Source organism: Geodermatophilus sp. SYSU D00691, from assembly GCF_054050275.1.
This window is the reverse complement of the sequence record NZ_JBJGYZ010000011.1, coordinates 45,713-72,091: the sequence shown is the minus strand read 5'-3', so window position 1 is coordinate 72,091 and position 26,379 is coordinate 45,713. Positions and strand designations below refer to the sequence as shown.

The window sequence follows — 26,379 nt, the reverse complement described above, 5'->3', positions numbered from 1 at the left end:
ACCATGCACACTCTGTGACCCGGACAACGGCGGGACCGGTGCGCGACGGTGGGATCCTCGATGCGGGTACCCGGCTCGTCGTCCGCTACCCGCCGGTCCGGACCAGCGAAGGAGGAACCCCGCCGTGAGCGCCCCGCACGACGGCCCCACCGCGGCGTCCGACGACCTCCGCTCCCGCCTGGCCGGCCTGACGCTGGAGGACGAGCACCGGCTGCGGCGCCGGCTCGACGGCCTCCGGCGCACCCGCGACCCCGAGGCCCGCGCCCGGCAGCGGGAGCGGATCGCCGCCGACGTCGCCACCGCCGAGGCGCGGATCGCGCGCCGGCGGGCCGCCGTCCCGGCCGTCACCTACCCCGACGACCTGCCGGTGAGCGCCCGCCGCGACGACATCGCGGCCGCGCTGCGCGACGCGCAGGTGGTCGTCGTCGCGGGCGAGACCGGGTCCGGCAAGACGACGCAGCTGCCGAAGATCGCCCTGGAGCTCGGCCGGGGCGTGCGCGGGCGGATCGGGCACACCCAGCCGCGGCGGATCGCCGCCCGCAGCGTCGCCGAGCGGATCGCCGAGGAGCTCGGCTCGCCGGTCGGCGACGTCGTCGGCTTCAAGATGCGGTTCACCGATTCGGTCGGCGACTCGACGCTGGTCAAGCTGATGACCGACGGTGTGCTGCTCGCCGAGATCGCGCGCGACCGGCTGCTGCGCCAGTACGACACGATCATCCTCGACGAGGCCCACGAGCGGAGCCTCAACATCGACTTCCTGCTGGGCTACCTCGCCCAGATCCTGCCGCGGCGGCCCGACCTCAAGCTGGTCATCACCTCGGCGACCATCGACGTCGAGCGCGTCGCCAAGCACTTCGGCGACGCGCCGATCGTCGAGGTCACCGGCCGCACGTACCCGGTGGAGGTGCGCTACCGGCCCGTCGTGGACCCCGACGACCCGGAGGCCGACCCCGACCGCGACCAGGTGAGCGCGGTCCTCGACGCCGTCGACGAGCTCGTCGCCGAGGGGCCGGGCGACATCCTGGTGTTCCTCGCCGGCGAGCGGGAGATCCGTGACACCCAGGACGCGCTGGCCGAGCGGGACCTGCCGAACACCGAGATCGTGCCGCTGTACTCCCGGCTGTCGGCGGCCGAGCAGCACCGGGTCTTCGCGCCGCACACCGGCCGGCGGATCGTGCTGTCCACCAACGTCGCCGAGACGTCGCTGACCGTGCCCGGGATCCGCTACGTCATCGACCCCGGCACCGCCCGCATCTCGCGGTACAGCCATCGCACCAAGGTGCAGCGGCTGCCGATCGAGCCGGTCAGCCAGGCCTCGGCCCGGCAGCGCTCCGGCCGCTGCGGCCGGCTCGGGCCGGGCATCGCGATCCGGCTCTACACCGAGGACGACTTCCTCGCCCGGCCCGAGTTCACCGACCCGGAGATCCTGCGCACCAACCTCGCCTCGGTGCTGCTGCAGATGGCCGCCCTCGACCTCGGGGACGTCGCCGAGTTCCCCTTCGTCGACCCGCCCGACCGGCGCGCGGTCGCCGACGGCCTCGCCCTGCTCGAGGAGCTCGGGGCGCTGGACGACCAGGGCGCGCTGACGCCGACGGGCCGCTCGCTCGCCGCGCTGCCGCTGGACCCGCGGATCGCGCGCATGGTCGTCGAGGCCGACCGGCGCGGCGTGCTCGAGGAGGTCCTGGTCATCGCCGCCGGGCTGACCATCCAGGACCCGCGGGAGCGGCCGGCCGACGCGCAGCAGGCGGCCGACCAGGCGCACGCCCGGTTCGCCGACGAGCACTCCGACTTCCTCGCGCTGCTCAACCTCTGGCGGTACCTCGGCGAGCAGCAGGACGCGCTGTCGGGCAGCGCCTTCCGCCGCACGGTGAAGCGCGAGTTCCTGCACTACCTGCGCATCCGCGAGTGGCAGGACCTGCACGGCCAGCTGCGGGGGACGGCGCGGCGGCTCGGCATGCAGCTGGGCGAGCTCGCCGCCGAACCCGACGAGCGCGGCATCACGATCGCGCTGACGGCGGGCCTGCTCTCGCACGTCGGCCTGCAGGCCGAACCGGCCAAGAACCAGGGCCGGCGGCCCGTCCGCGAGTACCTCGGTGCCCGCGGCACGCGGTTCGTCGTCGCCCCGGGCACGCCGCTGGCGAAGAAGCCGCCGCGCTGGGTGGTGGCCGCCGAGCTCGTCGAGACGAGCCGGCTGTTCGCCCGCACGGTCGCCCGCGTCGACCCCGACGACGTCGAGCGGCTCGCTTCCCACCTGGTCAAGCGCCAGCACTCCGAGCCGCGGTGGGACGCCAAGCGCGGGTCGGTCGTCGCCAGCGAGCGGGTGACCCTCTACGGCATCCCGCTCGTCGCCGGCCGCCGGGTCCAGTACGGGTCGATCGACCCGGTGGTCTCGCGCGAGCTGTTCATCCGGCACGCCCTGGTGCAGGGCGAGTGGACGACGCACCACCGGTTCTGGGCCGACAACCAGCGGTCGATCGAGCGCGTCGCCGAGCTGGAGGAGCGGGCCCGCCGCCGCGACATCCGGGTCGACGAGGAGACGCTCTTCGAGCTCTACGACGCCCGGGTCCCCGCCGACGTCGTCTCCACGCGGCACTTCGACCGCTGGTGGAAGACCGCCCGCCGGGAGACGCCCGACCTGCTCACGTTCACGCCGGAGATGCTCACCAACGCGGCCGCCGCCGGGCAGGTGCGCGCCGAGGACTTCCCCGATGCGGTCGAACTGACGCAGGGGCTGACCCTGCCGCTGGCCTACGCCTTCGCCCCGGGCACCGCCACCGACGGGGTGACCGTCGACGTCCCGATCGGCGTGCTGGACACCGTCGCCGAGCGGACGTCGGGGGAGTCGCTGGCGTTCACCGTGCCCGGCATGCGCGAGGAGCTGGTCACCGCGCTGCTGCGCACGCTGCCCAAGCAGGTGCGCCGGGCGCTGGTGCCCATCCCCGACCGGGTGCGGGCGGTGCTGCCGCACATCGACCCGGGCGAGCCCCTGCTGCCGGCACTGGAGCGCGAGCTGCGGCGGGCCGCCGGGGTCGTCGTCCCGCCCGACGCGTGGCAGCCCGACCAGGTGCCGGGCCACCTGCGCGCCACCTTCCGCGTGCTGGACGACGCGCAGCGCCCGCTGGCCACCGGCAAGGACCTCGCCGCCCTCAAGGCACAGGTCGCGCCGCAGGCCCGCGCCAGCCTGGCGCGGGCGGCCTCGGAGCTGGAGCGCACCGGGCTGACCTCGTGGGAGTTCGGCACGCTGCCGCGCACCGTCGAGGTGCGTCGCGGCGCCCACGAGGTGACGGCGTTCCCGGCGCTGGTCGACGAGGGCGCGACCGTCGGTCTCCGGGTCGTGTCGACCGAGGCCGAGGCCACCCGCCTCGGCTGGGCTGGCGCCCGCCGGCTGCTCGTGCTCGCCGCCGGGTCGCCGGCCCGCGACGTGGTCAAGGGGCTCTCGCCGCGCACGCGGCTGGCCCTGCAGTTCAACCCCGACGGCGACATCCCCGACCTGGTGGCCGACGTCGTCGACGCCGCGGCCGGCGAGCTGGTCGCCGCCGCCGGCGGGCCACCGCGGGACGCGGCCGCCTTCGCCGCGCTCGTCGAGAGGGCGCGGGCCGAGCTGCGGCCGCTCACGGTGGAGGGCGTGCGCCGGGTCGAGGCGGTCCTCACCCAGGCCCGGGAGGTCGCCGTCGCGATCGGTGCGGCGCCGCAGCGGCGGGTCCCGGAGGCGGCCGTCGCCGACCTGCGCCGGCAGATGGGCGGGCTGCTGCACCGGCGGTTCGTCACCGGGACCGGCCTGCGCCGGCTGCCCGACGTCGTCCGCTACCTGAAGGCCATGGCGCACCGGCTGGAGAAGCTGCCGGCCAACGCGGCCCGCGACGCGCTCTGGACCGACCAGGTCGCCGCGGTCGCCGCGGAGTACGAGCAGCTGCGCCGGCGGCTGCCGGCGACGGGTGCGCCGGACGACCCGGTCGTCCGGGTGCGCTGGATGATCGAGGAGCTGCGCGTCGGCCTGTTCGCGCAGGGCATCGGGACGCCGCGGCCGATCTCCGAGCAGCGGGTCTACAAGGCGATCGACGCGCTCGCCGGCTGAGCGGCGGCGTCGTCCTCGCGGGCCTTCTCCTCCGCGTGCTCGCGCAGGAGGGCGGAGATGCGCTGGCGGGTCACGCCGAAGAGCGCGGCGATGCGGTTGATGCTGACCTGCTCGCTCTGCAGGGCGTGCGCCTCGGCGCGCCGGAAGGCGCTCCCGGCGCGGGCGAGGGTGCCCATCACGGTGCTCACCGTCTCCACCACGAGCGGTCGGCTCTCGGTGGTGACGAGCTCCAGCCAGCTGGTCCCGTTCGCTCGCGCGGCCAGCAGCCGGTCCGCGCGCTCGCGGGCCGCGTGCAGCCGGTCGATGCAGTCGTCGAGCGCGGCGACCAGGTCGGCGAGGGCGCGGCTCGCCTCGTCCGGCGCGGAGGGACCTTCGACCATGCGGGCGGGACCTCTTCCTCTGTCGACGAGTTGCACACGATCCACCTGAACCCATGTTGCATGCAATGCGTGTGACATGCAACGGGTGCGACACGCAAGAGGGGTTGCACTGGGCCTCCCGAGCGTGGATAGTCACGCTCCACCGGATGGCGCGCAACCCGTCGCGCCGGACCGCCGGGCCCACCCCGTCGACGTGGTGGCCCCGGCCCGACAGGATCCAGGCCAGGCAGCCCGCAGAACGGAACCCGATGTCCACCTTCACCGCCAGCCTCGACCTCCCCCCGGGGGTGCGCAGCGTGCCCGTGGCGCGGCACGTGGTCGTCGACCTGCTGCGCGTCTGGCGCGCGCCGCACGACCGCGACGACGCCGCGCTGCTGGTCACCGAGCTCGTCACCAACGTCGTCGACCACGTCGGTGGCGAGGCGGTCATGACGCTGGAGCTGCAGCTGGCCGACGGCTGGCTCCGGATCTCGGTGGCCGACGGCTCCTCGGTGCAGCCCGTCATCCGCGAGCTCGACACCGGTCACCCGCGCGGGCGCGGCCTGCGGCTGGTTCAGGCGATCGCCGACCGGTGGGGCAGCGAGGACCACGACGGGGGCAAGCGGGTCTGGTTCGAGCTCGCCCCTCGGCAGCAGTGACCCGGCCGCTGGTTTGCCACCGGCCGGGTCCGGGGACGGGGACCGCAGGACCTGTTCGCGGACCGAAGGAGACTGCGCGATGAGCGAGCCCACCAGCAACACGCAGGCGGCGGGCGAGGGCCTGTCCGACGAGGAGATGGTGCAGACCGTCGCCGACCAGACCGCGAGCGACTCCGAGCACGCCGACGAGGCCGGCAAGGACTGGAACGGCGACCCGGGATCGGCTCCCGCGCCCACCGAGTGACCTCCCGGACGGCGCCGTCCCCGTCGGGGGCGGCGCCGTCGGCGTGCTGACAGACTCCGGGCCGTGACTGCTGCCCCGGTCGCCACCCGCCGTCCGCCGACCGTCGCCGTCGCCCGGCCGTCGCACCGCACGCTGCTGCGCTGGGCGGTCCGGCACGGGCTGCCCGCGGTCTACCTCACGCGCGCCGCGCGCCGCGGGGACCTCGTGGGCCGGTTCATGCGCGACCGGGCGACCCGGGAGCAGCCCTTCGCGCTCTACGAGGAGCTGCGCGCGGCCGGCCCGCTGAACTCCAGCAGCCTCGGCCTGGTCACGACGTCGCACGCCCTGGCGCAGGAGGTGCTGCGCTCGGAGGCCTTCGGCGTCGGCTGGGACCGCTCGTCCGCGCCCGCCCCGATCCGCTGGGCCCTCGAGCACGGCGACGAGCTGGACGCGGCAGGCGTCGCCGAACCGCCGTCCATGCTGGTCGTCGACCCGCCGGACCACAGCCGCTACCGCCGGCTGGTCAGCCGCGCGTTCACGCCGCGGGCCATCGCCGCGTTCGAGCCGATGGTCGAGCGGACGGCGCACGAGCTGCTCGACGCCCTCGAGGGCGAGGACGGCGTCGTCGACCTGGTCGAGCGCTACGCAGCAGGGCTTCCCGTGCTCGTCATCGCCGAGCTGCTCGGCGTCCCGGTCGACCGGCGGGAGGACTTCCTGCGCTGGGGCGGGGCCGGCGCGGCCACGCTGGACCCCGGTCTGCCGCTGCGCCGCTACCTGCGCGCCGAGCGCGGGCTGCGCGAGCTGCACGCGTTCCTGCGCGGGCACTTCGACCGGCTGCGCCGCGAGCCGGGGGACGACCTGGTCAGCCGGCTGGTCGGGCTGCCGGGGGAGGAGGCGCTGTCCGAGCGGGAGCTGCACGCAACGGTGATGCTGCTGCTCGGCGCCGGGTTCGAGACCACGGTGAACCTGCTCGGCAACGCCGTCGTCCTGCTCGACGCGCACCGGGACCAGTGGGACGCGCTGCGCGCCGCGCCCGAGGGCTGGGCGGGCGCCGTCGAGGAGGCGCTGCGCCACGACAGCCCCGTGCAGATCACCGGCCGGACGGCGAGGAGCGACGTCGAGCTGGCCGGGCGCCGGCTGCCGGCCGGTGCGCGGGTGACCCTCCTGCTCGGGGCGGCCAACCGCGATCCCGAGGTGTTCGCCGATCCGGCCCGCTTCGACGTCACCCGCCCGAACGCCCGCGAGCACCTCGCGTTCTCCGGCGGCATCCACTACTGCCTCGGCGCGGGCCTGGCCCGGCTCGAGGGCGTGGTGGGGCTCCGGGTGCTCACCGAGCGCTTCCCCGGCCTGCGGGTGGCCGGGAGCCCGGTGCGCCGCGACCTGCAGACCCTGCGCGGCTTCGAGATCCTGCCCGTGCGCCTCCGGTAGTCCCGCCCGGGCCGGTCGTCACGACGGCAGGACGGCGCGACCGCTCCGGTCGGCCACCAGCGCCACGGAGACGTCCCAGGCCCGCGCGGCGTCCTCGGCGCTGCGCAGCGGGCGCCAGAGGGGCTGCTCCGCGGGCGGGCCACCGAGGCCCCCGAGTCCCCCTGGCCCGTACAGCCGGCTCCCCTGGGCGGCGGGTGAGGTGGCGGCGACGAGGGCCGGCAGCTGCGCCGTCTCCACCGTGCCGACCACGAGACCGCGACGGGACAGCGCGCGGATCACCCGCACCTCGCGCGTGTCCTCGGCGCGGCCCATCTCGGGGCGCGCGGCGAGCAGGCTCGTCGGTGCGACGCCGGGGTGGGACAGGTTGCTCGTGGTGCCCCAGCCGCCCGCCCGGCTGCGCCGGTCGAGCTCGAGGCCGAACAGCCCGAGGGCGATCTTGGACTGCCGGTACGCGCGCATGCCGTCGTAGCCGCGCTCCCAGCCCAGGTCGTCCCAGTTGATGCCGCCGCGTCGCGCGGCGACGCTGATCTGCGAGGTGACGCGGGCCCGGCCGGCGCGCAGCAGCGGCAGCAGGTGGGTGACGAGCGCGACGTGGCCCAGGTGGTTGGTGCCGAACTGCAGCTCGAACCCGTCGGCGGTCGTCCGCCGGTCCGGCGGCGTCATGACGCCGGCGTTGTTGACCAGCAGGTGCACGGGCCGGCCCTCCTCGTTCAGCGTCTCGCCGAGGGCGGCGACGGAGGCGAGGGAGGACAGGTCGAGGGCGCGGAGCGACACCTCCGCGTCGGGCACCCGCCGGCGGATCGCGGCGAGCGCCGCCTCGCCCTTGCCCGGGTTCCGGACGGGCAGCAGCACCTCCGCCCCGGCGGCGGCGAGCGTCGTGGCGATCCCGAGCCCGATGCCGTCGCTCGCGCCGGTGACGACGGCCCGCGTGCCGGACAGGTCGGGGACGGTGGGGTCGAGTCGTGTGCGTGTCATGGCTCCACCGTCGCCGGGATCCAGGACGGCGTTCAGGGCCTGTCGAGCCACGGATCGGCGGTCCGTGGCTACGCGGGCGCGGCGGCGGTAGGAACGGGGCGCATGGGGATCGACCGGGCAGGGCTGGCGGACTTCCTCCGCATCCGCCGCGAGGCGCTGCAGCCCGAGGACGTCGGCCTGCCGCGCGGGCAGCGCCGCCGGACCAGCGGGCTGCGCCGCGAGGAGGTCGCCGCGCTCTGCCACATGTCGGCCGACTACTACGCCCGCCTGGAACGGCAGCGCGGGCCGCAGCCCTCGGAGCAGATGATCGCCGCGATCGCCCAGGGCCTGCACCTGTCCGTCGACGAGCGGGACCACCTGTTCCGGCTCGCCGGGCACCACCCCCCGGCCCGGGGTGCCGACAGCGAGCACGTCAGCCCCGGCCTGCTGCGCATCCTCGACCGGCTGGACGACACCGCGGCGGAGGTCGTCACCGAGCTGGGGGAGACGCTCCGCCAGACCCCGCTGGGCGTGGCGCTCACCGGGGACGCCACCCGGTACACCGGCCCGGCGCGCAGCCTCGGCTACCGGTGGTTCACCGACCCCGCCTGGCGGGCGCTCTACGCGCCGGAGGACCACCCGTTCCTCTCCCGGCTCTACGCCTCCGGCCTGCGGGAGGTCGTCGCCCTGCGCGGTCCCGGCTCGCGGGCCGCGCGGTACGTCGACCTGCTGCTCGCGCGGAGCGAGGAGTTCCGGCGCATCTGGGAGGACCACGAGGTCGGCCTGCGCCCCCGCGAGGTCAAGCGCTTCGTCCACCCCCAGGTGGGCGCGCTCGAGCTCCACTGCCAGACCCTGCTCGACCCCGACCAGTCGCACCGGCTGCTCGTCTACACCGCCGTCCCGGGCTCGGAGACCGCCGAGAAGCTGCGGTTGCTGGGGGTGCTCGGCGCGGCCGCGGTGCCCTGACGGCCGGCCCCCACCGCCTCCGCCACCCGCGCGTGGGCGCGGTCACACCCTCTGACAGAGTGCCGGGAGAGCACTCGACGAAGGGTTCGCATGAGCATCCTGGGCACCCGCGTGGTCCGCACCGAGGACCCGCTCTTCCTCACCCGCGGCGCGACCTACACCGACGACCTCGTCGACGACCGCCTCACCGGAGCCGTGCACGCCACGTTCGTCCACTCGCAGGTGGCGCACGGGCGGGTGCTGTCGGTGGACGTCTCGGCAGCCCGCGAGGCGCCGGGCGTGGTCGACGTCGTCACGGCCGCCGACCTCACCGACCTGGAGCCGCTGCCGGCCGGGCTGCCGATGGTGCCGCCGGCGGTGCAGCGGCCGTGGCTGGCGGGGGACACCGTCCGGTTCGTCGGCGAGCCGGTCGCCGTCGTCCTCACCGAGGAGCGCTACCAGGGCGAGGACGCCGCGGAGCTGGTGTCGGTCGACATCGACCCGCTGCCCGCCGTGGTCGCCCTCGACCACGCGGTGCGCGACGAGGTGCTGCTGTTCCCCGAGGCGGGCACCAACGTCATGGCGACGTTCGGCAAGCCCGTCCCCGAGGGCTTCTTCGACGGCTGCGAGGTCGTCGTCCGGCAGCCGATGGTCAACCAGCGGGTCGCGCCGGTGCCGCTGGAGACCCGCGCGGCCGCCGCGGCCTGGGGCGACGACGGCCGGGTGACCATCTTCTGCTCGAACCAGAGCGCCCAGCAGGCCAAGGGGCAGATCGCCGGCTGGCTCGGCCTCGACCCCGCGCTGGTGCACCTGGTCACCCCCGACGTCGGCGGCGGCTTCGGCGCGAAGATCGGCGCCGACCCGGAGTTCGCGCTGGTCGCCTGGCTCGCCAAGCGGGTGGGGCGGCCGGTCCGCTGGGCGGAGAACCGGTCGGAGAGCATGGTCGGCATGGTCCACGGCCGCGGCCAGGACCAGGTGGTCACCGTCGGCGGCCGCCGCGACGGCACCGTCGAGGCCTACGCGATCGAGGTCGTGCAGGACGCCGGGGCCTATCCGCGGCTCGGCGTCGTCCTGCCGACGTTCACCCGGCTGATGGCCGCGGCCACCTACGCCTTCCCGAAGGTGCACGCCTACGCGCGGTCGGTGGCCACCAGCACGACGCCCACCGGCGCCTACCGGGGGGCCGGCCGGCCGGAGGCCACCGCGGCGGTGGAGCGGGCGCTCGACGTGTTCGCCGCCGAGATCGGCATGGACCCCGCCGACGTCCGCCGGAAGAACCTCATCCCGCCGTTCGACGAGCCGTACACGACCGCCAGCGGCGCCACCTACGACACCGGCAACTACGCCGCCGCCCTCGACCGGGCCCTGGAGGCGGCCGGCTACGCGGAGCTGCGGGCCGAGCAGGCGCGCCGGCGCGAGCGCGGCGACGTCCGGCAGCTCGGCATCGGGTTGTCGACGTACGTCGAGATCACCGGGGCCGACAACGGCATGGGCGCCGCCGAGTCGGCGTCGCTGGAGGTGCACCCCGACGGGACGGCGACGGTGCTCACCGGCACCTCGCCGCACGGCCAGGGGCACGCCACGGCCTGGGCGATGCTGGCCAGCGACCAGCTGGGCATCCCGGTCGAGAAGATCACCGTGCTGCACGGCGACACCGACCGGATCCCGCGCGGCGGCGGCACCATGGGCTCGCGCAGCCTGCAGCAGGGCGGCGCGGCCGTGCACCAGGCGGCGGTCGAGCTGATCGAGCTGGCCAAGGGGCGCGCCGCCGAGCTGCTGGAGGCCGACCCGGCCGACCTGGAGGTCGACCTGGGGGCGGCGGGCATCGCGGTGCGCGGCACGCCGGGGGCCGGGATCACGTTCGCGCAGCTGGCCGAGCAGGAGCAGCTGCTGGTCGACACCCGGTTCACCGCCGCCGGGCCGACCTTCCCGTTCGGCGCCCACCTGGCCGTGGTCGAGGTCGACGTCGAGTCGGGGAAGGCCGAGCTGGTGCGGATCGTGACCGTCGACGACGCCGGCACGATCGTCAACCCGCTGCTCGCCGACGGGCAGCGGCACGGCGGCATCGCGCAGGGGGTGGCGCAGGCGTTGCTGGAGGAGGTCCTCTACGACGCCGACGGCAACCCGCAGACCTCCACCCTGGCCGACTACCCGTTCGTCTCGGCCACCGAGCTGCCCAGCTTCGAGCTGGTCGACATGGCCACGCCCACGCCGATCAACCCGCTCGGCGCCAAGGGGATCGGCGAGGCCGGGACCATCGGCGCCACCCCCGCGGTGCACAACGCCGTCATCGACGCCGTGTCGCACCTCGGCGTGCGTCACGTCGACATGCCCGCCACCCCCATGAAGGTGTGGCGGGCCGTCCAGCAGGCCTCCGGAGGGACCCACTGATGCAGGTGACCGTCACCGTCAACGGGCAGCAGCGGACCGACGAGGTCGAGCCGCGGCTGCTGCTCGCGCACTACCTGCGCGAGGTCTGCGGGCTGCGGGCCACCAACATCGGCTGCGACACCACCTCGTGCGGGGCCTGCACGGTGATCGTCGACGGGCTGTCGGTGAAGTCGTGCACGGTGCTGGCGGCGCAGGCCGACGGGGCGAGCGTGACCACGCTGGAGGGGCTGGCCGGCCCCGACGGCGAGCTGCACCCGGTCCAGGCCGCGTTCCGCAGCGAGCACGGCCTGCAGTGCGGCTTCTGCACGCCGGGCATGGTGATGGCGGCGATCGGCGTCCTCGCCGACAACCCCGATCCCACCGACCGCGAGGTGCGGGAGGGCCTAGAGGGCAACCTCTGCCGCTGCACCGGCTACCACAACATCGTCCGCGCGGTCCGCGCCGCGGCCGAGGCCGGCCCGGCCGCCGGGCAGGTGCCTCAGTCCGAGGGGGTCCGAGCGTGATCCCGGCGCCGTTCGACTACGTACGGGCCTCCTCGGTGGAGGAGGCGATCGCCGCGCTCACCGAGCACGGCGACGACGCCAAGCTGATCGCCGGCGGGCACTCGCTGCTGCCGCTGATGAAGCTGCGGCTGGCCGTGCCGGCGGTGCTGGTGGACATCAGCCGCATCCCGGAGCTGTCCTACGTCCGGGTCGAGGACGGCGAGGTCGCGATCGGTGCGGGCACCCGCCACTTCGAGCTGGAGCGCTCCGACGTCGCCCTCGCCGAGGTGCCGCTGCTGCCGCACGTCGCCTCGCGCGTCGGCGACCCGCAGGTGCGCCACCGCGGCACGCTCGGCGGCACGGTCGCGCACAGCGACCCGGCGTCCGACCTGCCCACCGCGCTGCTGGCGCTGGGCGGCGACGTCGTCGTCCAGGGCCCGGGCGGCCGGCGGTCGATCCCGGTGACGGAGTTCTGGCTGGGCTTCTTCGAGACCGCGCTCGAGCCCGACGAGGTGGTCGTCGAGCTGCGCGTGCCGCGGACCGGGGCGGGCGGCTGGGGCTACGAGAAGTTCACCCGGCGGGAGAACGACTGGCCGATCGTGGCCGCCGCGGCGGTGCAGGGCCGGGTGGCGCTGGCGAACATGGCCGGCGCCGTGGTCCGGGCGACCGCGACCGAGGAAGCGCTGGCCGGCGGGGCCTCGATCGCCGATGCCGCCGCGCTGGCCGACCAGGGCCTCGAGCCGTCGTCCGACATGCACGCCGACGCCGAGTACCGCCGGCACCTCGCCCGCCTGCTCACGCGCCGCGCCCTGGAGAAGGCGGCCTAGTCACGCTTTCGGCGCCGGAAGCGGTCCTGCTTTCGGCGCCGGAAGCGGACGTTCAGCGGTGGGGCGGGAGCATCCCGGCGCCGACCGTGGCGTTGGTGGCCTCGTCGACGAGGATGAACCGGCCGGTGACCCGGTTGCGGTTGTAGTCGTCGAGGAACAGCGGCTGGGTGGTGCGCAGCCTGACCCGGCCGATGTCGTTGAGGCCGAGCTCGGTGGCCTCGAGGTCGCGGTGCAGCGTGTTGACGTCGAGCCGGTAGACCAGCTCCTTGACCATCGCGCGCACCGTGCGGGTGGTGTGCTTGACCACCAGCCGCTGCCGGGGGCGCAGGGGCTCGTCGGTCATCCAGCAGACCAGCGCGTCGAGGTCCTGGGTCGCCTGCGGCACGTTGCCCGGTCGGCAGAGCAGGTCGCCGCGGGAGACGTCGAGGTCGTCGGCGAGCCGCACGGTCACCGCCATCGGCGCGAACGCCTCCTCGACCGCCCCGCGCGGGCCGTCGATCGCGGCGACCGTGGTGGTCAGGCCGCTGGGCAGCACCTGCACCTCGTCGCCGGGGCGCAGCACCCCGCTGGCCACGGTGCCGGCGTAGCCGCGGTAGTCGTGGAACGCGTCGGACTGCGGCCGGACCACGTACTGCACCGGGAAGCGGACGTCGACCAGGTTGCGGTCGCTGGCCACGTGCACGTGCTCGAGGTGGTGCAGCAGCGACGGTCCTTCGTACCAGGGCGTGTGCGCCGAGCGGCTCACCACGTTGTCCCCGTGCAGCGCCGAGATGGGGACGACGGTCAGGTCGGGGATCGACAGCTTCGAGGCGAACGCCGTGAACTCGTCGCGGATGCGCTCGTAGACCTCCTCGGACCAGTCGACGAGGTCCATCTTGTTGACCGCGACGACGACGTGCGGCACCCGCAGCAGCGAGGCGAGGAAGGCGTGCCGCCGGCTCTGCTCGAGCATGCCCTTGCGGGCGTCGACCAGCACGATCGCCAGGTCGGCGGTGGACGCGCCGGTGACCATGTTCCGCGTGTACTGCACGTGGCCCGGGGTGTCGGCCAGGATGAACGTGCGGCGCGGGGTGGCGAAGTACCGGTAGGCGACGTCGATGGTGATGCCCTGCTCGCGCTCGGCGCGCAGGCCGTCGGTGAGCAGCGCGAGGTTCACGTAGTCGCCGCCGGCGCTGGCCCGCTCCACGGCCTCGTACTGGTCCTCGAAGACGGCCTTGCTGTCGTAGAGCAGCCGGCCGATGAGGGTGCTCTTGCCGTCGTCGACCGAGCCGGCGGTGGCGATGCGCAGGATGTCCTTGCGGGCGACGGCGATGTCGTGCGCCTGCTCGGCGGCGGCGGAGTGGACGTCGACGGGCGCCTGGGTGCTCGTCATCAGAAGTACCCCTCCTTCTTCCGGTCCTCCATGGCGGCGTCGCTGACCTTGTCGTCACCGCGGGTGGCGCCGCGCTCGGTCATCCGGGTCACCGCGATCTCGGCGATGACCTCCTCGACGGTGCGGGCCTGCGAGCGCACGGCTGCGGTCAGGTTGGCGTCGCCGACCGTGCGGTAGCGCACCGACTCGCGGAACACGCGCTCGCCGTCGCGCGGGGTGATGAACTCGTTGACCGCGTAGAGCATCCCCTGCCGCTCGACGACGTCGCGCTCCTCGGCGAGGTACAGCGGCGGGATCGCGATCTCCTCGCGGGCGATGTACTGCCAGACGTCGAGCTCGGTCCAGTTCGACAGGGGGAAGACGCGGAGCGACTCACCCAGGTGGATGCGGCCGTTGTAGAGGTCCCACAGCTCCGGCCGCTGGTTCTTCGGGTCCCACTGGCCGAACTCGTCGCGGAAGCTGAACACCCGCTCCTTGGCCCGTGCCTTGTCCTCGTCGCGGCGGGCGCCGCCGAACAGCGCGGTGAAGCCGTGCTTCTCGACGGCGTCGAGCAGCACCGGCGTCTGGATGCGGTTGCGCGAGCCGTTCGGCTCCTCCTTGACCAGGCCGGCGGCCATCGCCTCGGGCACCGAGGCCACGATGAGCTGCACGCCCAGCTCGGCCACCCGCTTGTCGCGGAACTCCAGGACGTCGTGGAAGTTCAGCCCGGTGTCGACGTGCATGACCGGGAAGGGGATGCGGGCCGGCGCGAACGCCTTGCGGGCCAGCTCCAGCATCACGATGGAGTCCTTGCCGCCGGAGAACAGCAGCACCGGCCGCTCCAGCTCGGCGGCCACCTCACGGATGATGTGGATCGACTCCGCCTCGAGCGTCTCCAGCTGGGTCAGCCGGTAGTCAGGTGTGGACACGCGCGCGGGCTCCGGTCGCTCGACAGCAGGGCTATGACAGGACCCCAACCGCATCGGTTCGGTAGGGATTCCCGGGACCAGTGTCCCTGATCACCCGGCGGCGACGGCCGTGAGGATGGTCTCCTTCAGCTCGGGACGGCACACCACGAGGTCGGGCAGCGACGGATCGGCCTCGTTGTAGCGCAGCGGCGAGCCGTCGAGGCGGACGGCGACGAGGCCGGCCGCGAGCGCGACGGCGACCGGCGCCGCGGAGTCCCACTGGTACATGCCGCCGGCGTGCACGTAGGCGTCCACCTCGCCGCGCACGACCGCGCTCACCTTGAACCCGGCCGACCCCATGGGCACCGTCGTGCCGCCGAGTGCCCGGGCGGCCGACGCGGCCACCGCCGGCGGGCGGGTCCGGCTGACGGCGATCCGCGGCGGGCCGGCGTCGCGGGCGGGGACGACCGGCGGCGGGTCGGTGACCAGCACCGTGCCGAGGCCGGGCAGCGCCACCGCGGCCGCGGTCAGCGAGCCCGCGGACCACAGCGCCACGTGCACCGCCCAGTCGCGGCGGCCCTCGCCGTACTCGCGGGTGCCGTCGAGCGGGTCGACGATCCACACCCGCGGCGCGTCGAGCCGCCGCCGGTCGTCGACCGCCTCCTCGCTGAGGACGGCGTCGTCCGGGCGGTGCTCGACGAGCACGGCCGCGATGGCGGCCTGCGCCCCGGCGTCGCCGCGGTCGCCCAGCTCCCGGCCGGTGGCCCCGCCGGCCCGCAGGTCCAGCAGGACGCGCGCGGCCGCGGCGGCGGCCTCCCGCGCGACGTCGACGTCGGTCACCGCCGCACCTCCGTGGCGTCGGTCGGCCGCCCGGGCGGTGCGTGCCGGCCGGAGGCGTCGGTGATCGCACCGAAGTAGCCGGCCAGCTTCTCGGGCCGGGGGGAGACGAACACGCCCCGCGCCTCGACCAGCGCACGGTCGGGCTCGGCGGCGAGGGCGATCGTGCCGGCGACGACGGTCCGGCGCCCGGCGTCCTCCACGACCCGGGCGCGCAGCACCACCGGCGTGTCCAGCGGCACGGGCCGCCGGTAGTCCAGCTCGAGGTGCGCCGTCATGCCCCACAGCCCGGCCGCGATCGCGGCCGAGCCCAGCACCTGGTCCAGGAGCAGGCCGCTCACGCCGCCGTGCAGGTACCCGGGCGGGCCCTCGTAGGCCAGCCCGAGCACGGTCTCGGCGACGATCCCACCGTCGGCCCGGCGCAGGTCCAGCGGCGGCGCCATCGCGTTGCCGACGCCGGTCACCGGGCTGTACACGCGCCGGAACGCGATCGGGTCGTCGAGCGCGGGCAGCTGGTGGGCCGGCCGCTGCGCGGCGGTCAGCCGCGCGGTGACCGCGCGCGCCTCCGCCGCGGCCGCGAGCAGCTCCTCGGCCGGCACCGTCGTCCGCACCGAGGCGTCGAGCAGCCCGCGCAGCGCACCGCCCAGCTCGGTGACGGCGGCCAGCAGCGTCGGGTCGGGTTCGGGTGCCACGTCCCGGGACGGTAGCCAAGCTCGGGCGGGGCTCAGTCGGGCGGCCCCGAGCGGCGCAGCCGCACGGTGAACTCGGCACCCTCTCCCGGCGCGGTGACCAGGTCCACCGTGCCGCCGTGGGCGGCCACCAGCGAGGCCACGATGGCCAGCCCCAGGCCGGTGCCCCCGCCCTCCCGCGTGCGGGAGGTGTCGGCCCGGTAGAACCGCTCGAACACCCGCGCCGCGTCGGCCTCGGTCATGCCGGGCCCCTCGTCGGCGATCCGCACCAGCAGGACGTCGGGATCGGCGTCCTCGGCGACGGTGACGGTCACCCGGGCGGTGTGCGGCGTGTGGGTCAGCGCGTTGGTCACCAGGTTGCCGATCACCTGCCGCAACCGGGCCTCGTCCCCCAGGACGACGGGGACGTCGGTCAGCGACTCGTCGAGGTGCAGCGTGACCGGGCGGTCGGGCTGGACGGCGCGCGCGTCGTGCACCGCGTCGCCGGCGATCTCGGCCAGGTCGACCGGCGTGATCGACAGCGGCCGCTGCTGGTCCATGCGGGCCAGCTGCAGCAGGTCCTCGACCAGCAGCCCCATGCGCGCGCCCTCGGACTCGATGCGGTGCATGAGCCGCTTCGTCTCCTCGGGATCGCCGACCGCCCCCTGGCGGTACAGCTCGGCGAACCCGCGGATCGAGGTGAGCGGGGTGCGCAGCTCGTGGCTGGCGTCGGCGACGAACCGCCGCATCCGCTCCTCGGACGCCCGGGCCTGCGCCTCGGAGTCCTGCTGCGCCCGGAACGAGCTCTCGATGCGGGCCAGCATGCCGTTGAGCGCGGTCGACAGCCGGCCGACCTCGGTGCGCTCGTCGCCCTCCGGCACCCGCTGGGACAGGTCGCCGGCCGCGATCGCCTGCGCCGTCCGCTCGACGTCGGTCAGCGGCCGGAGGCTGTTGCGCACCAGCAGGTAACCGGCCGCCCCCAGCAGGACGAGGACGATCAGCCCGACGACGACCTCGATGGTCACCAGGCGCTTGATGGCCGCCTGGTCCCGTGAGACGTCGATGCCGATGACCACCGTGGACCCGTCCGGGAGCTCGCCGCTGATCAGCCGCCAGTCGGTCTTCCCGTCGACGGCGGGCACGGTGACCGCGTTCCCCGCCGTGCCGAGGTCGGTCTCGGGGGTCGGCGTGCCGACGTCGGGCTCCCCACCCCCGGTCGGCCCCCAGAGGACGACGAGGTCCGCCTGACCGGGCGCGAGGCAGGCGAGGTAGACCGGGGTGGGCGCGGCCTGGTACTGCCCGCGCGCGCACATCCCGAGGTAGCGGCCCGGTCGTTCCTCCACCTGCCGCAGGTAGGAAGCCAGCTGGGCGTCCTGCTGAGTGGTCAGGTAGTCGCGCAGCAGCGAGGTCGCCGCGATCCCGGTCGCGCCCAGCCCGACGGCGACCAGCACCACCAGCAACGCCACGAGGGTGACCCGCAGCGGCACCCGGGCCGGCCGGGCCGGGCGCGGACCCCCCTCCAGCAGTCCGGAGGTCGTCACCGCGTCACGTGCCGCGCGGCAGCCGCAGCGTGTAGCCGACGCCGCGGATGGTGTGGAGCAGCCGCGGCTCGGTGGTGTCGACCTTGCGGCGCAGGTAGGAGATGTAGGACTCGACGACGTTGGCCTCGCCGTTGAAGTCGTAGTTCCAGACGTGGTCGAGGATCTGCGCCTTGGACAGCACCCGCCCGGCGTTGGTCATGAGGTAGCGCAGCAGCTTGAACTCCGTCGGCGAGAGGGGGATCAGCTGCCCGGCCTTGAGCACCTCGTGCGACTCCTCGTCGAGCTCGATGTCGGCGAAGGTGAGCCGCGGCGCCTCGGCGGCCCGCTGCGGACCGGACGTGCGGCGCAGCACCGCCCGGATGCGGGCGAGCACCTCGTCGAGGCTGAACGGCTTGGTGACGTAGTCGTCGCCGCCCAGGGTGAGCCCGGAGACCTTGTCCTCCGCCGCGTCGCGCGCGGTCAGGAACAGCACGGGGGTGTGCCGGCCGCTCTCGCGCAGCCGCCGCACGACGCCGAAGCCGTCGAGGCCGGGCATCATCACGTCGAGCACGAGCAGGTCGGGACGGAAGGACGCCGCGAGGGCGAGGGCCTGCTGGCCGTCGGCGGCCGTGGCGACCTCGAAGCCGGCGTAGCGCAGGCTCGCCGAGAGCAGCTCGCGGATGTTCGGCTCGTCGTCCACCACCAGGAGGCGGGCCTCGGGCGCGGGGCGCCCGCTGGGCTGGCTGCCGGTCACGGCTCCTCCCGAGGGGCGCGCTGATGCCGTGGTCATGCCTGAGAGGTTCCTGGCACCGGCTTCGGCTGCCCTGGACGGTACCTGTGAACTGCCTGTCAGCGATGTCGTCGGGCGGCTTCCGCGCCGCGGTCCGCTCCTCGCTCGTTCCTCGCTGCGATGCTCCCGCGGCGGTCAGCCGCCGGCGGGCGACATCGCCCGCCCGCGCCGCCAGTAGCCGATCGCGTGGTGCTGCGCCCGCCCCAGTCCCCAGCGTCCGCGCAGGTCGGCGCGCACCGCGCGGACGGCGGCCGACTCCGCCGCCACCCAGGCGAACAGGTCGTCGCCGGCCGGCCGCTCCAGCGCGGCCACCGCGTCGGCCAGCAGGGTGCTCTCGCCCGGCGCCGTCCCGCCGCGGTGCAGCCAGCGCACCTCGACCCCGGCCGGAGTGGCGAGCGGCTGCTCCTCCTCCGGCCCGGCGACCTCCACCAGCGCCAGCCCCTCCGTGGCCGCCGGGGCGGCGGCGAGGACCCGGCTGATCGCCGGGAGGGCGGTCTCGTCACCGGCCAGGAGCAGCCGGCCGGCCGGCCGGTCGCCGAGCGCCGCGCCACCGGCGACGGCGAGCGGGGCGCCGGCCGTGGCGGCCGCGGCCCACGCGGCGGCCGGGCCGGTGCCGTGCAGCACGAAGTCGATCTCGACCGTGCCGGCGGCGAGGTCCTGCCGGCGGGCGGTGTAGCTGCGCAGGCTCACCCCGTGGCTGCCCTGCGGCCAGACGATCCGGCCGTCCCGGGCGATCCCCGGCCATACCGGGGCGTCGTCGCCGACCCGGGGGACGAGGAGGTGCACCGTGGGACCGGCGGCGGCGACCGCGGCCGGCTCGCCGCGCAGCAGCACCCGGCGCACGGTCGGCGTCACGTCCGCCACCGACGCGACGGTGAGGACGTCGACCGGGCGGACGTCGGGAGCGTTCACGGGGGACCAGCGTAGGAACGGGCCGACCCGGCCGACCCCGGGGGAATGGAGTCGACCGGGCCGGCGATCGAGGACGGCGGTCGAACTCACCCTCGGTAGTCGTCGTCCGCGCCTTGACCAGCGCGGATGAATGAGAGCGACCCCGTCGACGAACACGCTACGTCACCGGGGCGGCGATGTCAGTGCCCGCACGGGTGAGACCCGGTTCCTTTCGGGTGATGTGTGCCCGCCGCCCGCCACGGGCAGGGGAGCGGGGACCGCGCAGACCAGGAGGAGCGATGGCCGACGACTTCGAGAAGGGTGATCACGTCACCTGGAACAGCCACGGCTCGAAGGCCGAGGGCACCGTCCAGCGGAAGATCACCGAGGAGACCGAAGCCGCCGGCCGGAAGGTGAAGGCGAGCAAGGACGAGCCCCAGTACGAGGTGAAGAGCGACAAGAGCGGGGGCACCGCCGTGCACAAGCCGGGTGCCCTGCACGAGGACTGAGGAGATCCCGTGACCGAGAGCGCAGACCAGTTCGCCGGCACGTCGGCGCGCAGCACCAAGCACAGCCCCCGCGTGGACGAGGAGCTCGAGCACGAGTTGCAGGGCATGCTCAAGGCCGAGCGGGGCACCCGCGCCGAGGAGTGGCGCGAGGTCGAGCCGTCGGCCGAGGGCGAGCCCGACATCGACGCCGACCCGGCCGGCACCCTCGTCGGGGGCACCCCGGTCGGCATGGACGCCGACGCCGTCGTCCGACGCGCGGAGCTCGCCCGCTGGCTCGACCGCGCCGACTTCCCCAGCGACGGCCCGAACCTGGTGGAGGCCGCGCGCGACCACCGGGCACCCGACGCCGTCGTCGCCGAGCTGGAGCGGCTGCCCGGGGGCCAGACCTACGAGCGGATCGGTGACGTCGTCCGCGCGCTGGGCTACCCCACCGAGACCTGACCGCGACCCGCCGCCGGGTCGTCAGGACCCGGCGGCGGGCCCCGCTCCGTCGGAGGACGGCTCCTCCGCCTGCTCCTGCGCGATCTCCTCGCGCCCGCGGCGGCGGAACAGCCTCGAGCCCGGGAAGCCCTTCACCACCTCGCGCAGGTCCTGGACGGTGTCCAGCAGCGCGTGCACGTCCGGCGCCACGCCCTCGAGGCCCTGCAGCACGGGCAGGATGTCGTCGTCCAGGTGGGTCACCAGGGTGGGCAGCCGGTCGATCAGCGTCACCAGCGCCTCGACCTCGTGCGGGTCCATGGTCTCGGCCAGCCGGCGCAGCGAGGGTGCCAGCTGCTGCAGCGGCTCGGCGTAGCCGTCCACCACCGGTTCCATCCGCCCGACCAGCCCCTCCGCCCGGGCCAGGGCGCCGTCGGCGCGCTCGGTGGTCCGGCCGACGGCGGTGATCGCCTCGTCGGCCTTGGCCCGCGTCGCGCCCACGGCGGCGATCGCGTCGTCCGCCCGCTGCTGGGTGCCGGCCAGCCGGTCGATGGCCTCGTCGGCCTTGCGCTGCGTGTCACCGACCCGGCCGATGGCGGCGTCCGCCTTGTCGCGGGTCGCCTCCAGCGCGGTGAGCGCCGCCTCGGCCCGCCCGACCGCGACCTCCACCCGGCCGATCAGCGTCGTCACGCGGCCGAGCAGCTCCTCGACCCGCCCCACGACCGAGCCGATGCGCGGCACCAGCGCCAGCGCGTCCGAGACCCCCTCGCGCAACCCCTCCACCGCGTTGAGCACGTCGCCCGGACCAGGGAGGGAAGGCAATCTCACCCCCGCGACGCTACGACGGGTGCGGATCCGGCGCCCCTCGGTACAGGCGAGTCGACACGATCGAGCGGTGCGGCGCCCGTATCGTGGGAGGACCGCCGCACGGATGCGCGGGCGCCGGCGCCTGGCCGCCGGATGCGGACGGGGTACGGCAGCGCACGCACAGCCACGATGGGAAGTCGACAGCGGTGGGGGAACAGCCGAGGCGGGACGACGGCGGCGACCGTCGGGTGCCCGGGCGGTCCCGGGCCCGCGCCGACCAGCCCGGCGCCCAGCCGATCACCGTCGAACAGCTGCTCGCCCGCCAGGGCGGTCCGGCCACCGGCCGCCGGCGCGCCGTCCGGCGCGGTGGGGAACCCGGGCCCGGCGAGGCGCCCGCGCGGCTGAGGGCCCCGGACGCACCGCCGGCGGGCACGCGCGGCGGCATGCCCCCGGTCCCCGGTGCCGGCCCGGCGCCCGTGGCGCCCCCGCCCGCCCCGGCCCCGCCCGTGTCCTCCGCGACGACGGCCCCACCCGCCGGCCACCGCCCCGGCCTGCCGCCCATGCCCGACGGCCGGGCGCGCCCCTCCGTGCCGGTCCCGCCGCTGCCCCGTGCCGGCGCCGCGGTCTCCTTCCCGCCCGCCGACGTCGAGCCGGGCGTGCGCCCGTCCCGTCCCGTCGCCCCGCTGCCGCCGATCCCGGGCAAGCGGCCGGCCCCGCCGGCGCCGGAGGAGCGGCCGCCCCCCGGCTTCGCCCACCGGGCCCGCCGGTCCGCCACCGCCACCCGCGGTCGCCGGCGCCTGACGCGTGCGGTCCTCGTGATCGTCGCGGTCGTCGCCCTCGTCGGGCTGTACCACCTCGGCCTGTACTTCTACGTCGACCGCAGCATCGGGCGGGTGGACGCGCTGGCCACCGACGGGGCCGAGGTGCTGGCCCCGCAGCTGCAGGCCGACACCGAGACCTACGTGGTGGTCGGCTACGACGTCCCCGGGCAGGAGGGGCCGGCGTCGGTCGCCACGCTGGTCGCCTCCGTGTCCGAGGAGGAGCAGCGGGCGGTGCTGGTCAGCATCCCGCCGACCGCCTACGTCGACACCCCGGCCTGCCGCACCTCCGACGGCTCGCTGCGCCCGCCGACGTCGGAGGCGTTCGCCTCCTCGCTGCTCGACGGCGGTCCGGCCTGCCTGGTGCGCGCCGTGCAGCAGCTCTCCGGCCTGCGCGTGGACCACTACCTGGCGGTGGACCTCTCCCAGCTGCCCGGCATGGTCGACGCCCTCGACGGGATCTCGGTGTGCGTCCCGGGCTCGGCGGCGTCGGCAGCGGCGGCCGAACCCCTGCCCGCCGGGCAGCACCAGCTCACGGGCGCGGACGCGGCGGCGTTCCTGCGCCCGGGGGACGCCGGCTCCGACGTCACCGGCGCCGGGGTCGCCGAGCGGGCGCAGGTCGTGCTGACCGCCACCCTGGGCGGGGCGATGTCGACCGGCACGCTGCTGAACACCGTCGCCCTCACCCAGTTCCTGTCGCGGGCGGCCGACGCCCTCACCGTCGACGAGGCGACGACCCTCGGCGACCTGCGCGGCCTGGCCGGCACCCTCGGCGAGCTGCCGGACGGCGCGGTGCAGGGGGCCGGCCTGCCGGTGTCCCTGGTTGGCTACGTGCCGGTCGGCTCCGAGGAGGCGTACGTGCTCCTCGACGGCGCCGGCGCGCGGAAGATCTTCGACGCCGTCATCGAGCGCACGGCACTGCCGGAGGAGTACACCGCCGCCCCGCCGGCTGCCGACGGGGCACCGGCGGAGGCGTCGCCCCCGGCCGAGCCGAGCGCGTCCGCCGAGGCCGCGGTCCCGCCGGCGCCGGCCGGTCCCGAGCCGCTCACCGCGGCGCCGGGCACCGTCACCGTCGACGTCCTCAACGGCACGGGCACGGCGGGGCTGGCGGCCCAGGTCGGCGACCAGCTGCGGGCGCAGGGCTTCGGCGTCGGGGCGGTGGGCAACGAGCCCGGGACCGTGAACGAGACCCTCGTCCGCCACGGCCCGGCGGCCCTCGAGCGCGCCCGCACCGTCGCGGCGGCGGTGCCGGGTGCGGTGCTGCAGGCCAGCGACAGCATCGGCGACGCCGTCCAGCTGGTGCTCGGCCCCAACTTCTCCACCGTGGTGGCGGTGACCGTCCCCGATCGCGCGGTGGCGGTGCCGGCTCCGGAGACGCCGGCCGCCGAGACGACCGCCGCACCCACCCCCGAGCCGACCGCGCCGGCCTGCAGCTAGCCCCTGCGGCCGCGACGGTGCGGTGGACCGGCGGCGATGTGCACCACCGGCGCATGCGCGCGCCGAAAGTGCGCCCCTGCCGCACAGGGCTTCGCGCTGGAGCCGGCACCTGCCGGGGAACGACACCGGCGCCGTCCCCCGGTGGGGACGGCGCCGGTGGGCGACGACTACGGGCGGGCGATCACCCGAAGCGGCCGGAGATGTAGTCCTCGGTCGCCTTCTCGTCGGGGTTGGTGAAGATCTTCTCGGTCGGGTTGAACTCGATCAGCCGGCCCGGCTGCCCCACGCCGTTGAGGTTGAAGAACCCGGTGTGCTGGCTCACCCGCGCCGCCTGCTGCATGTTGTGCGTGACGATGACGATCGTGAACTGCTCCTTGAGCTCCGTCATCAGGTCCTCGATGGCCAGCGTCGAGATCGGGTCCAGGGCCGAGCAGGGCTCGTCCATGAGCAGCACGTCGGGCTCGACGGCGATCGCGCGGGCGATGCACAGCCGCTGCTGCTGACCGCCGGACAGGCCGGCGCCGGGCCGGTCGAGGCGGTCCTTGACCTCGTCCCACAGGTTGGCGCCGCGCAGCGACTGCTCCACCAGCTCGTCGAGCTCGGGCTTGCGCATCTTCTTGCTGTTGAGCCGCACGCCGGCGATCACGTTGTCGTAGATCGACATCGTCGGGAACGGGTTCGGCCGCTGGAAGACCATGCCGATCTGCCGGCGGACGTCGACGGGGTCGGTGTCAGCGGCGTAGAGATCCTGGCCGTCCATGACGACCTTACCCTCGACGCGGGCGCCGGGGATCACCTCGTGCATCCGGTTGAGCGAGCGCAGGAAGGTGGACTTGCCGCAGCCCGAGGGGCCGATGAGCGCCGTCACGGCGCGCGGCTCGATCGAGACGTTGACCCCCTCCACCGCGAGGAAGTTGCCGTAGTAGATGTTCAGGTCCGAGACGTCGATGCGCTTGGCCACGATGTTCTCCGTAGGTCGGGTCGGCCGGGTCAGCGACCGGTCTTGGGGGCGAAGACGCGGCTGATCAGCCGTGCGACGAGGTTCAGGATGAGCACGATCACGATGAGCACGAACGCCGCGGTCCAGGCCCGGTTGATGCCGTTCTCCGGAGGCACGCCGGGCTGGGTGAGCTGGTAGTACGCGTAGACCGGCAGGGTGGCCATGCGGCCGTCGAACGGGTCGAAGTTCGACGCGTTGGTGAGGCCGACGGTGACCAGCAGCGGCGCCGTCTCACCGATGACCCGGGCGATAGCCAACGTCACCGCGGTGCCGAGACCGGCGAGCGCGGTGGGCAGGACCACCTTCACGATCGTGCGCCACTTCGGCACGCCCAGAGCGTAGGAGGCCTCGCGCAGCTCGTTGGGCACGAGCTTCAGCACCTCTTCGGACGAGCGCACGACGACCGGGATCATCAGCACCGACAGGGCGACCGCACCGGCGAAGCCCATGCGCACGCCCGGGCCGAAGAAGATCACGAACAGCGCGTAGGCGAACAGGCCGGCGACGATCGACGGGATGCCGGTCATGACGTCGACCAGGAAGGTGATCCACTTCTTCAGCCGGCCGCGGCCGTACTCGACGAGGTAGATCGCGGTCATCAGGCCGATCGGCACCGACATGAGCGCGGTGATCGCGGTGATGATCAGCGTGCCGAAGATGGCGTGGTAGGCGCCGCCGCCGGGGCCGGTGACCCCCACCATCGAGGAGGAGAAGAACTCCCCGTCGAGCCGGGCGGCGCCCTTGCTGACGACCTCCCAGACGAGGCTCACCAGCGGCACCATCGCGACGAGGAAGGCGCTGTAGACCAGGCTGGTGACGAACCGGTCGGTCGCCTTGCGCGAGCCCTCGCGGGCTCGGGACGCCGTGCAGACGATCGCGGTGCCGACCACCCCGACCGCCACGGCGAGCAGGACGACGTTGAGGTCGGTGACCACCAGGAGCAGGACGGCGAGGACGGCCAGCCCGCCGAACACGGCGGGCGCGAACCTGCGCGGGAGCGGGTGGTGGTCGCTCCCGGGCAGGGAGTCGACCGGGGCGGGGGCCTCCGGGGTCCGGGTCGGGGTGCTCATCCGATTCACTCCGAGAAGTCGGCCCGGCGGTTGACGATCGCCCGGGCGAAGAAGTTGACCGCGAAGGTGATGACGAACAGCGCCAGACCGCTGAAGATCAGCGTGTTCACGTCCAGGCCGCTGGCCTCGGGGAAGTTCAGCGCGATGTTCGCGGCGATCGTCGACGGGTTGGTGCTGCTGATCAGGTTGAACGTGACGACGCCGGAGGCCGACAGCACGATCGCGACGGCGAGCGTCTCGCCGAGCGCACGGCCGAGCCCGAGCATCGCGCCGCCGATGACCCCGGAGCGGCCGTAGGGGAGCACGGCCATGCGGATCATCTCCCAGCGGGTCGCGCCCAGGGCGAGGGCTGCCTCGCGGTGCAGCGCGGGGGCCTGGCTGAAGACCTCGCGGGAGATGGCGCTGATGATCGGCAGGATCATGACCGCCAGCACGATCCCGGTGGTGAACATGGTGCGGCCGGTCGCCGAGGCGGGACCGGCGAAGAGCGGGATGAACCCGAGGTTGCGCTCGAGCCACTCGTACATCGGGACGAGCTTCGGGGCCAGCCACGCGATGCCCCAGAACCCGAAGACGATGCTGGGGATGGCGGCGAGCAGGTCGACGACGTAGCCGAGCCCCTGCGCCAGCCGGCGCGGGGCGTAGTACGTGATGAACAGGGCGATGCCGATCGCCAGCGGGGTGGCGATGAGCAGCGCGAGGATCGCGGCGAGCAGCGTGCCGAAGAGCAGCGGCCAGACGTAGGCGAGGGCGCTCTCCTCGCCGGGCAGCTCGCTCGGGTCGGCGACCAGCGCGGGGATGGACTGGGCGATGAGGAAGACGGCGACCCCGGCCAGGACGACCAGGATCAGGATGCCGGCGCCGCTGGCGCTGCCGGCGAAGAGGCGGTCGCCCAGCCGGCGGACCGAGCGCTTCGGTCGCTCCTGCTGCTGGGGGGCGCTGGTGAAGGTCACTCCGGCTCCGGTCGACGAGCGGTGGATGTGGGGTCCGGGCGGCCGAACGGCCCGGGGCGT

At 74.9% G+C, this 26,379-nt stretch carries 24 protein-coding genes; 11 read left to right on the top strand and 13 right to left on the bottom strand.

Going from position 1 to position 26,379, the window contains the following annotated elements; all coding sequences use genetic code 11:
* Positions 1-124: 124 nt before the first annotated feature.
* Positions 125-4,075: an ATP-dependent RNA helicase HrpA gene (gene hrpA, locus ACI797_RS10550; RefSeq protein ID WP_456858558.1), complete on the top strand. Its 3,951-nt coding sequence runs from the start codon at positions 125-127 to the stop codon at positions 4,073-4,075.
* On the opposite strand, the gene ACI797_RS10545 is transcribed toward hrpA, so the two are convergent.
* Positions 4,045-4,455, bottom strand: coding sequence for a hypothetical protein (locus ACI797_RS10545; protein ID WP_456858557.1), 411 nt, complete (start codon positions 4,453-4,455; stop codon positions 4,045-4,047). The two genes, hrpA and ACI797_RS10545, sit on opposite strands and share 31 nt — an antisense overlap.
* Positions 4,456-4,703: 248 nt before the next feature.
* Between ACI797_RS10545 and ACI797_RS10540 the strand changes: the two genes are divergently transcribed.
* The 3 genes from ACI797_RS10540 to ACI797_RS10530 all read left to right on the top strand — a co-directional run bounded on the left by ACI797_RS10540 (position 4,704) and on the right by ACI797_RS10530 (position 6,744).
* On the top strand, positions 4,704-5,093 hold the full coding sequence (locus ACI797_RS10540; RefSeq protein ID WP_456858556.1) for an ATP-binding protein: 390 nt from the start codon (positions 4,704-4,706) through the stop codon (positions 5,091-5,093).
* Between the two features lie 79 nt (positions 5,094-5,172).
* Positions 5,173-5,337: a hypothetical protein gene (locus tag ACI797_RS10535; protein ID WP_456538528.1), complete on the top strand. Its 165-nt coding sequence runs from the start codon at positions 5,173-5,175 to the stop codon at positions 5,335-5,337.
* A gap of 63 nt (positions 5,338-5,400) precedes the next feature.
* Positions 5,401-6,744 carry a cytochrome P450 gene (locus ACI797_RS10530; protein ID WP_456858555.1) on the top strand — a complete coding sequence of 448 codons (1,344 nt, stop codon included), beginning with the start codon at positions 5,401-5,403 and terminating at the stop codon, positions 6,742-6,744.
* Positions 6,745-6,762: 18 nt separating this feature from the next.
* Here the strand turns inward: ACI797_RS10530 and ACI797_RS10525 are convergent, their stop codons facing one another.
* Positions 6,763-7,719, bottom strand: a complete 957-nt coding sequence (locus ACI797_RS10525; RefSeq protein WP_456858554.1) for an SDR family oxidoreductase — start codon at positions 7,717-7,719, stop codon at positions 6,763-6,765.
* Positions 7,720-7,821: 102 nt separating this feature from the next.
* Between ACI797_RS10525 and ACI797_RS10520 the strand changes: the two genes are divergently transcribed.
* The 4 genes from ACI797_RS10520 (at position 7,822) to ACI797_RS10505 (ending at position 12,343) form a co-directional block, all read left to right on the top strand.
* Positions 7,822-8,664 carry a helix-turn-helix transcriptional regulator gene (locus ACI797_RS10520; RefSeq protein WP_456858553.1) on the top strand — a complete coding sequence of 281 codons (843 nt, stop codon included), beginning with the start codon at positions 7,822-7,824 and terminating at the stop codon, positions 8,662-8,664.
* A 90-nt stretch (positions 8,665-8,754) separates the two neighbouring features.
* Entirely contained in the window at positions 8,755-11,034 is a 2,280-nt protein-coding gene (locus ACI797_RS10515) for a xanthine dehydrogenase family protein molybdopterin-binding subunit (protein WP_456858552.1), read from the top strand.
* A complete protein-coding gene (locus ACI797_RS10510; protein ID WP_456858551.1) occupies positions 11,034-11,537 on the top strand; it encodes a (2Fe-2S)-binding protein in 504 nt (167 codons plus the stop codon). The genes ACI797_RS10515 and ACI797_RS10510 overlap by 1 nt, the downstream gene beginning before the upstream one ends.
* Complete coding sequence (locus ACI797_RS10505; protein ID WP_456858550.1) at positions 11,534-12,343, top strand: FAD binding domain-containing protein; 810 nt, start codon at positions 11,534-11,536, stop codon at positions 12,341-12,343. Before ACI797_RS10510 ends, ACI797_RS10505 begins: the two co-directional genes overlap by 4 nt.
* Positions 12,344-12,395: 52 nt before the next feature.
* Here the strand turns inward: ACI797_RS10505 and ACI797_RS10500 are convergent, their stop codons facing one another.
* From ACI797_RS10500 to ACI797_RS10470, 7 genes are all read right to left on the bottom strand, one after another.
* Positions 12,396-13,715, bottom strand: a complete 1,320-nt coding sequence (locus ACI797_RS10500; protein WP_456858549.1) for a sulfate adenylyltransferase subunit 1 — start codon at positions 13,713-13,715, stop codon at positions 12,396-12,398.
* A complete protein-coding gene (gene cysD / locus ACI797_RS10495) occupies positions 13,715-14,623 on the bottom strand; it encodes a sulfate adenylyltransferase subunit CysD (protein WP_456858548.1) in 909 nt (302 codons plus the stop codon). The genes ACI797_RS10500 and cysD overlap by 1 nt, the downstream gene beginning before the upstream one ends.
* Positions 14,624-14,713: 90 nt before the next feature.
* The gene (locus ACI797_RS10490) at positions 14,714-15,442 is read right to left on the bottom strand and encodes an inositol monophosphatase family protein (protein ID WP_456858547.1); all 729 of its coding nucleotides are present in this window, start codon (positions 15,440-15,442) and stop codon (positions 14,714-14,716) included.
* A complete protein-coding gene (locus ACI797_RS10485) occupies positions 15,439-16,131 on the bottom strand; it encodes a PaaI family thioesterase (RefSeq protein ID WP_456858546.1) in 693 nt (230 codons plus the stop codon). Before ACI797_RS10485 ends, ACI797_RS10490 begins: the two co-directional genes overlap by 4 nt.
* 32 nt (positions 16,132-16,163) lie before the next feature.
* Complete coding sequence (locus ACI797_RS10480) at positions 16,164-17,648, bottom strand: sensor histidine kinase (protein WP_456858545.1); 1,485 nt, start codon at positions 17,646-17,648, stop codon at positions 16,164-16,166.
* A gap of 4 nt (positions 17,649-17,652) precedes the next feature.
* Complete coding sequence (locus tag ACI797_RS10475) at positions 17,653-18,381, bottom strand: response regulator transcription factor (RefSeq protein WP_456858544.1); 729 nt, start codon at positions 18,379-18,381, stop codon at positions 17,653-17,655.
* A 171-nt stretch (positions 18,382-18,552) separates the two neighbouring features.
* A complete protein-coding gene (locus ACI797_RS10470; protein ID WP_456858543.1) occupies positions 18,553-19,329 on the bottom strand; it encodes a siderophore-interacting protein in 777 nt (258 codons plus the stop codon).
* Between the two features lie 278 nt (positions 19,330-19,607).
* Here ACI797_RS10470 and ACI797_RS10465 point away from each other — a divergent pair, with 278 nt between their 5' ends.
* A complete protein-coding gene (locus ACI797_RS10465) occupies positions 19,608-19,817 on the top strand; it encodes a DUF2945 domain-containing protein (RefSeq protein ID WP_456858542.1) in 210 nt (69 codons plus the stop codon).
* A gap of 9 nt (positions 19,818-19,826) precedes the next feature.
* Positions 19,827-20,258 carry a DUF2795 domain-containing protein gene (locus ACI797_RS10460; RefSeq protein WP_456858541.1) on the top strand — a complete coding sequence of 144 codons (432 nt, stop codon included), beginning with the start codon at positions 19,827-19,829 and terminating at the stop codon, positions 20,256-20,258.
* Positions 20,259-20,279: 21 nt separating this feature from the next.
* Here the strand turns inward: ACI797_RS10460 and ACI797_RS10455 are convergent, their stop codons facing one another.
* A complete protein-coding gene (locus ACI797_RS10455) occupies positions 20,280-21,062 on the bottom strand; it encodes a hypothetical protein (RefSeq protein ID WP_456858540.1) in 783 nt (260 codons plus the stop codon).
* 227 nt (positions 21,063-21,289) lie between these two features.
* On the opposite strand from ACI797_RS10455, the gene ACI797_RS10450 reads away from it, so the two are divergent.
* On the top strand, positions 21,290-23,296 hold the full coding sequence (locus ACI797_RS10450; RefSeq protein WP_456858539.1) for an LCP family glycopolymer transferase: 2,007 nt from the start codon (positions 21,290-21,292) through the stop codon (positions 23,294-23,296).
* A gap of 181 nt (positions 23,297-23,477) precedes the next feature.
* Here ACI797_RS10450 and pstB read toward each other — a convergent pair whose 3' ends face one another.
* The 3 genes from pstB to pstC are packed head-to-tail and all read right to left on the bottom strand — an operon-like array spanning position 23,478 to position 26,319.
* Complete coding sequence (gene pstB / locus ACI797_RS10445) at positions 23,478-24,257, bottom strand: phosphate ABC transporter ATP-binding protein PstB (protein WP_456538546.1); 780 nt, start codon at positions 24,255-24,257, stop codon at positions 23,478-23,480.
* Between the two features lie 29 nt (positions 24,258-24,286).
* Positions 24,287-25,366, bottom strand: coding sequence for a phosphate ABC transporter permease PstA (pstA, locus tag ACI797_RS10440; protein WP_456858538.1), 1,080 nt, complete (start codon positions 25,364-25,366; stop codon positions 24,287-24,289).
* A 5-nt stretch (positions 25,367-25,371) separates the two neighbouring features.
* A complete protein-coding gene (gene pstC, locus ACI797_RS10435; protein ID WP_456858537.1) occupies positions 25,372-26,319 on the bottom strand; it encodes a phosphate ABC transporter permease subunit PstC in 948 nt (315 codons plus the stop codon).
* Positions 26,320-26,379 lie beyond the last annotated feature (60 nt).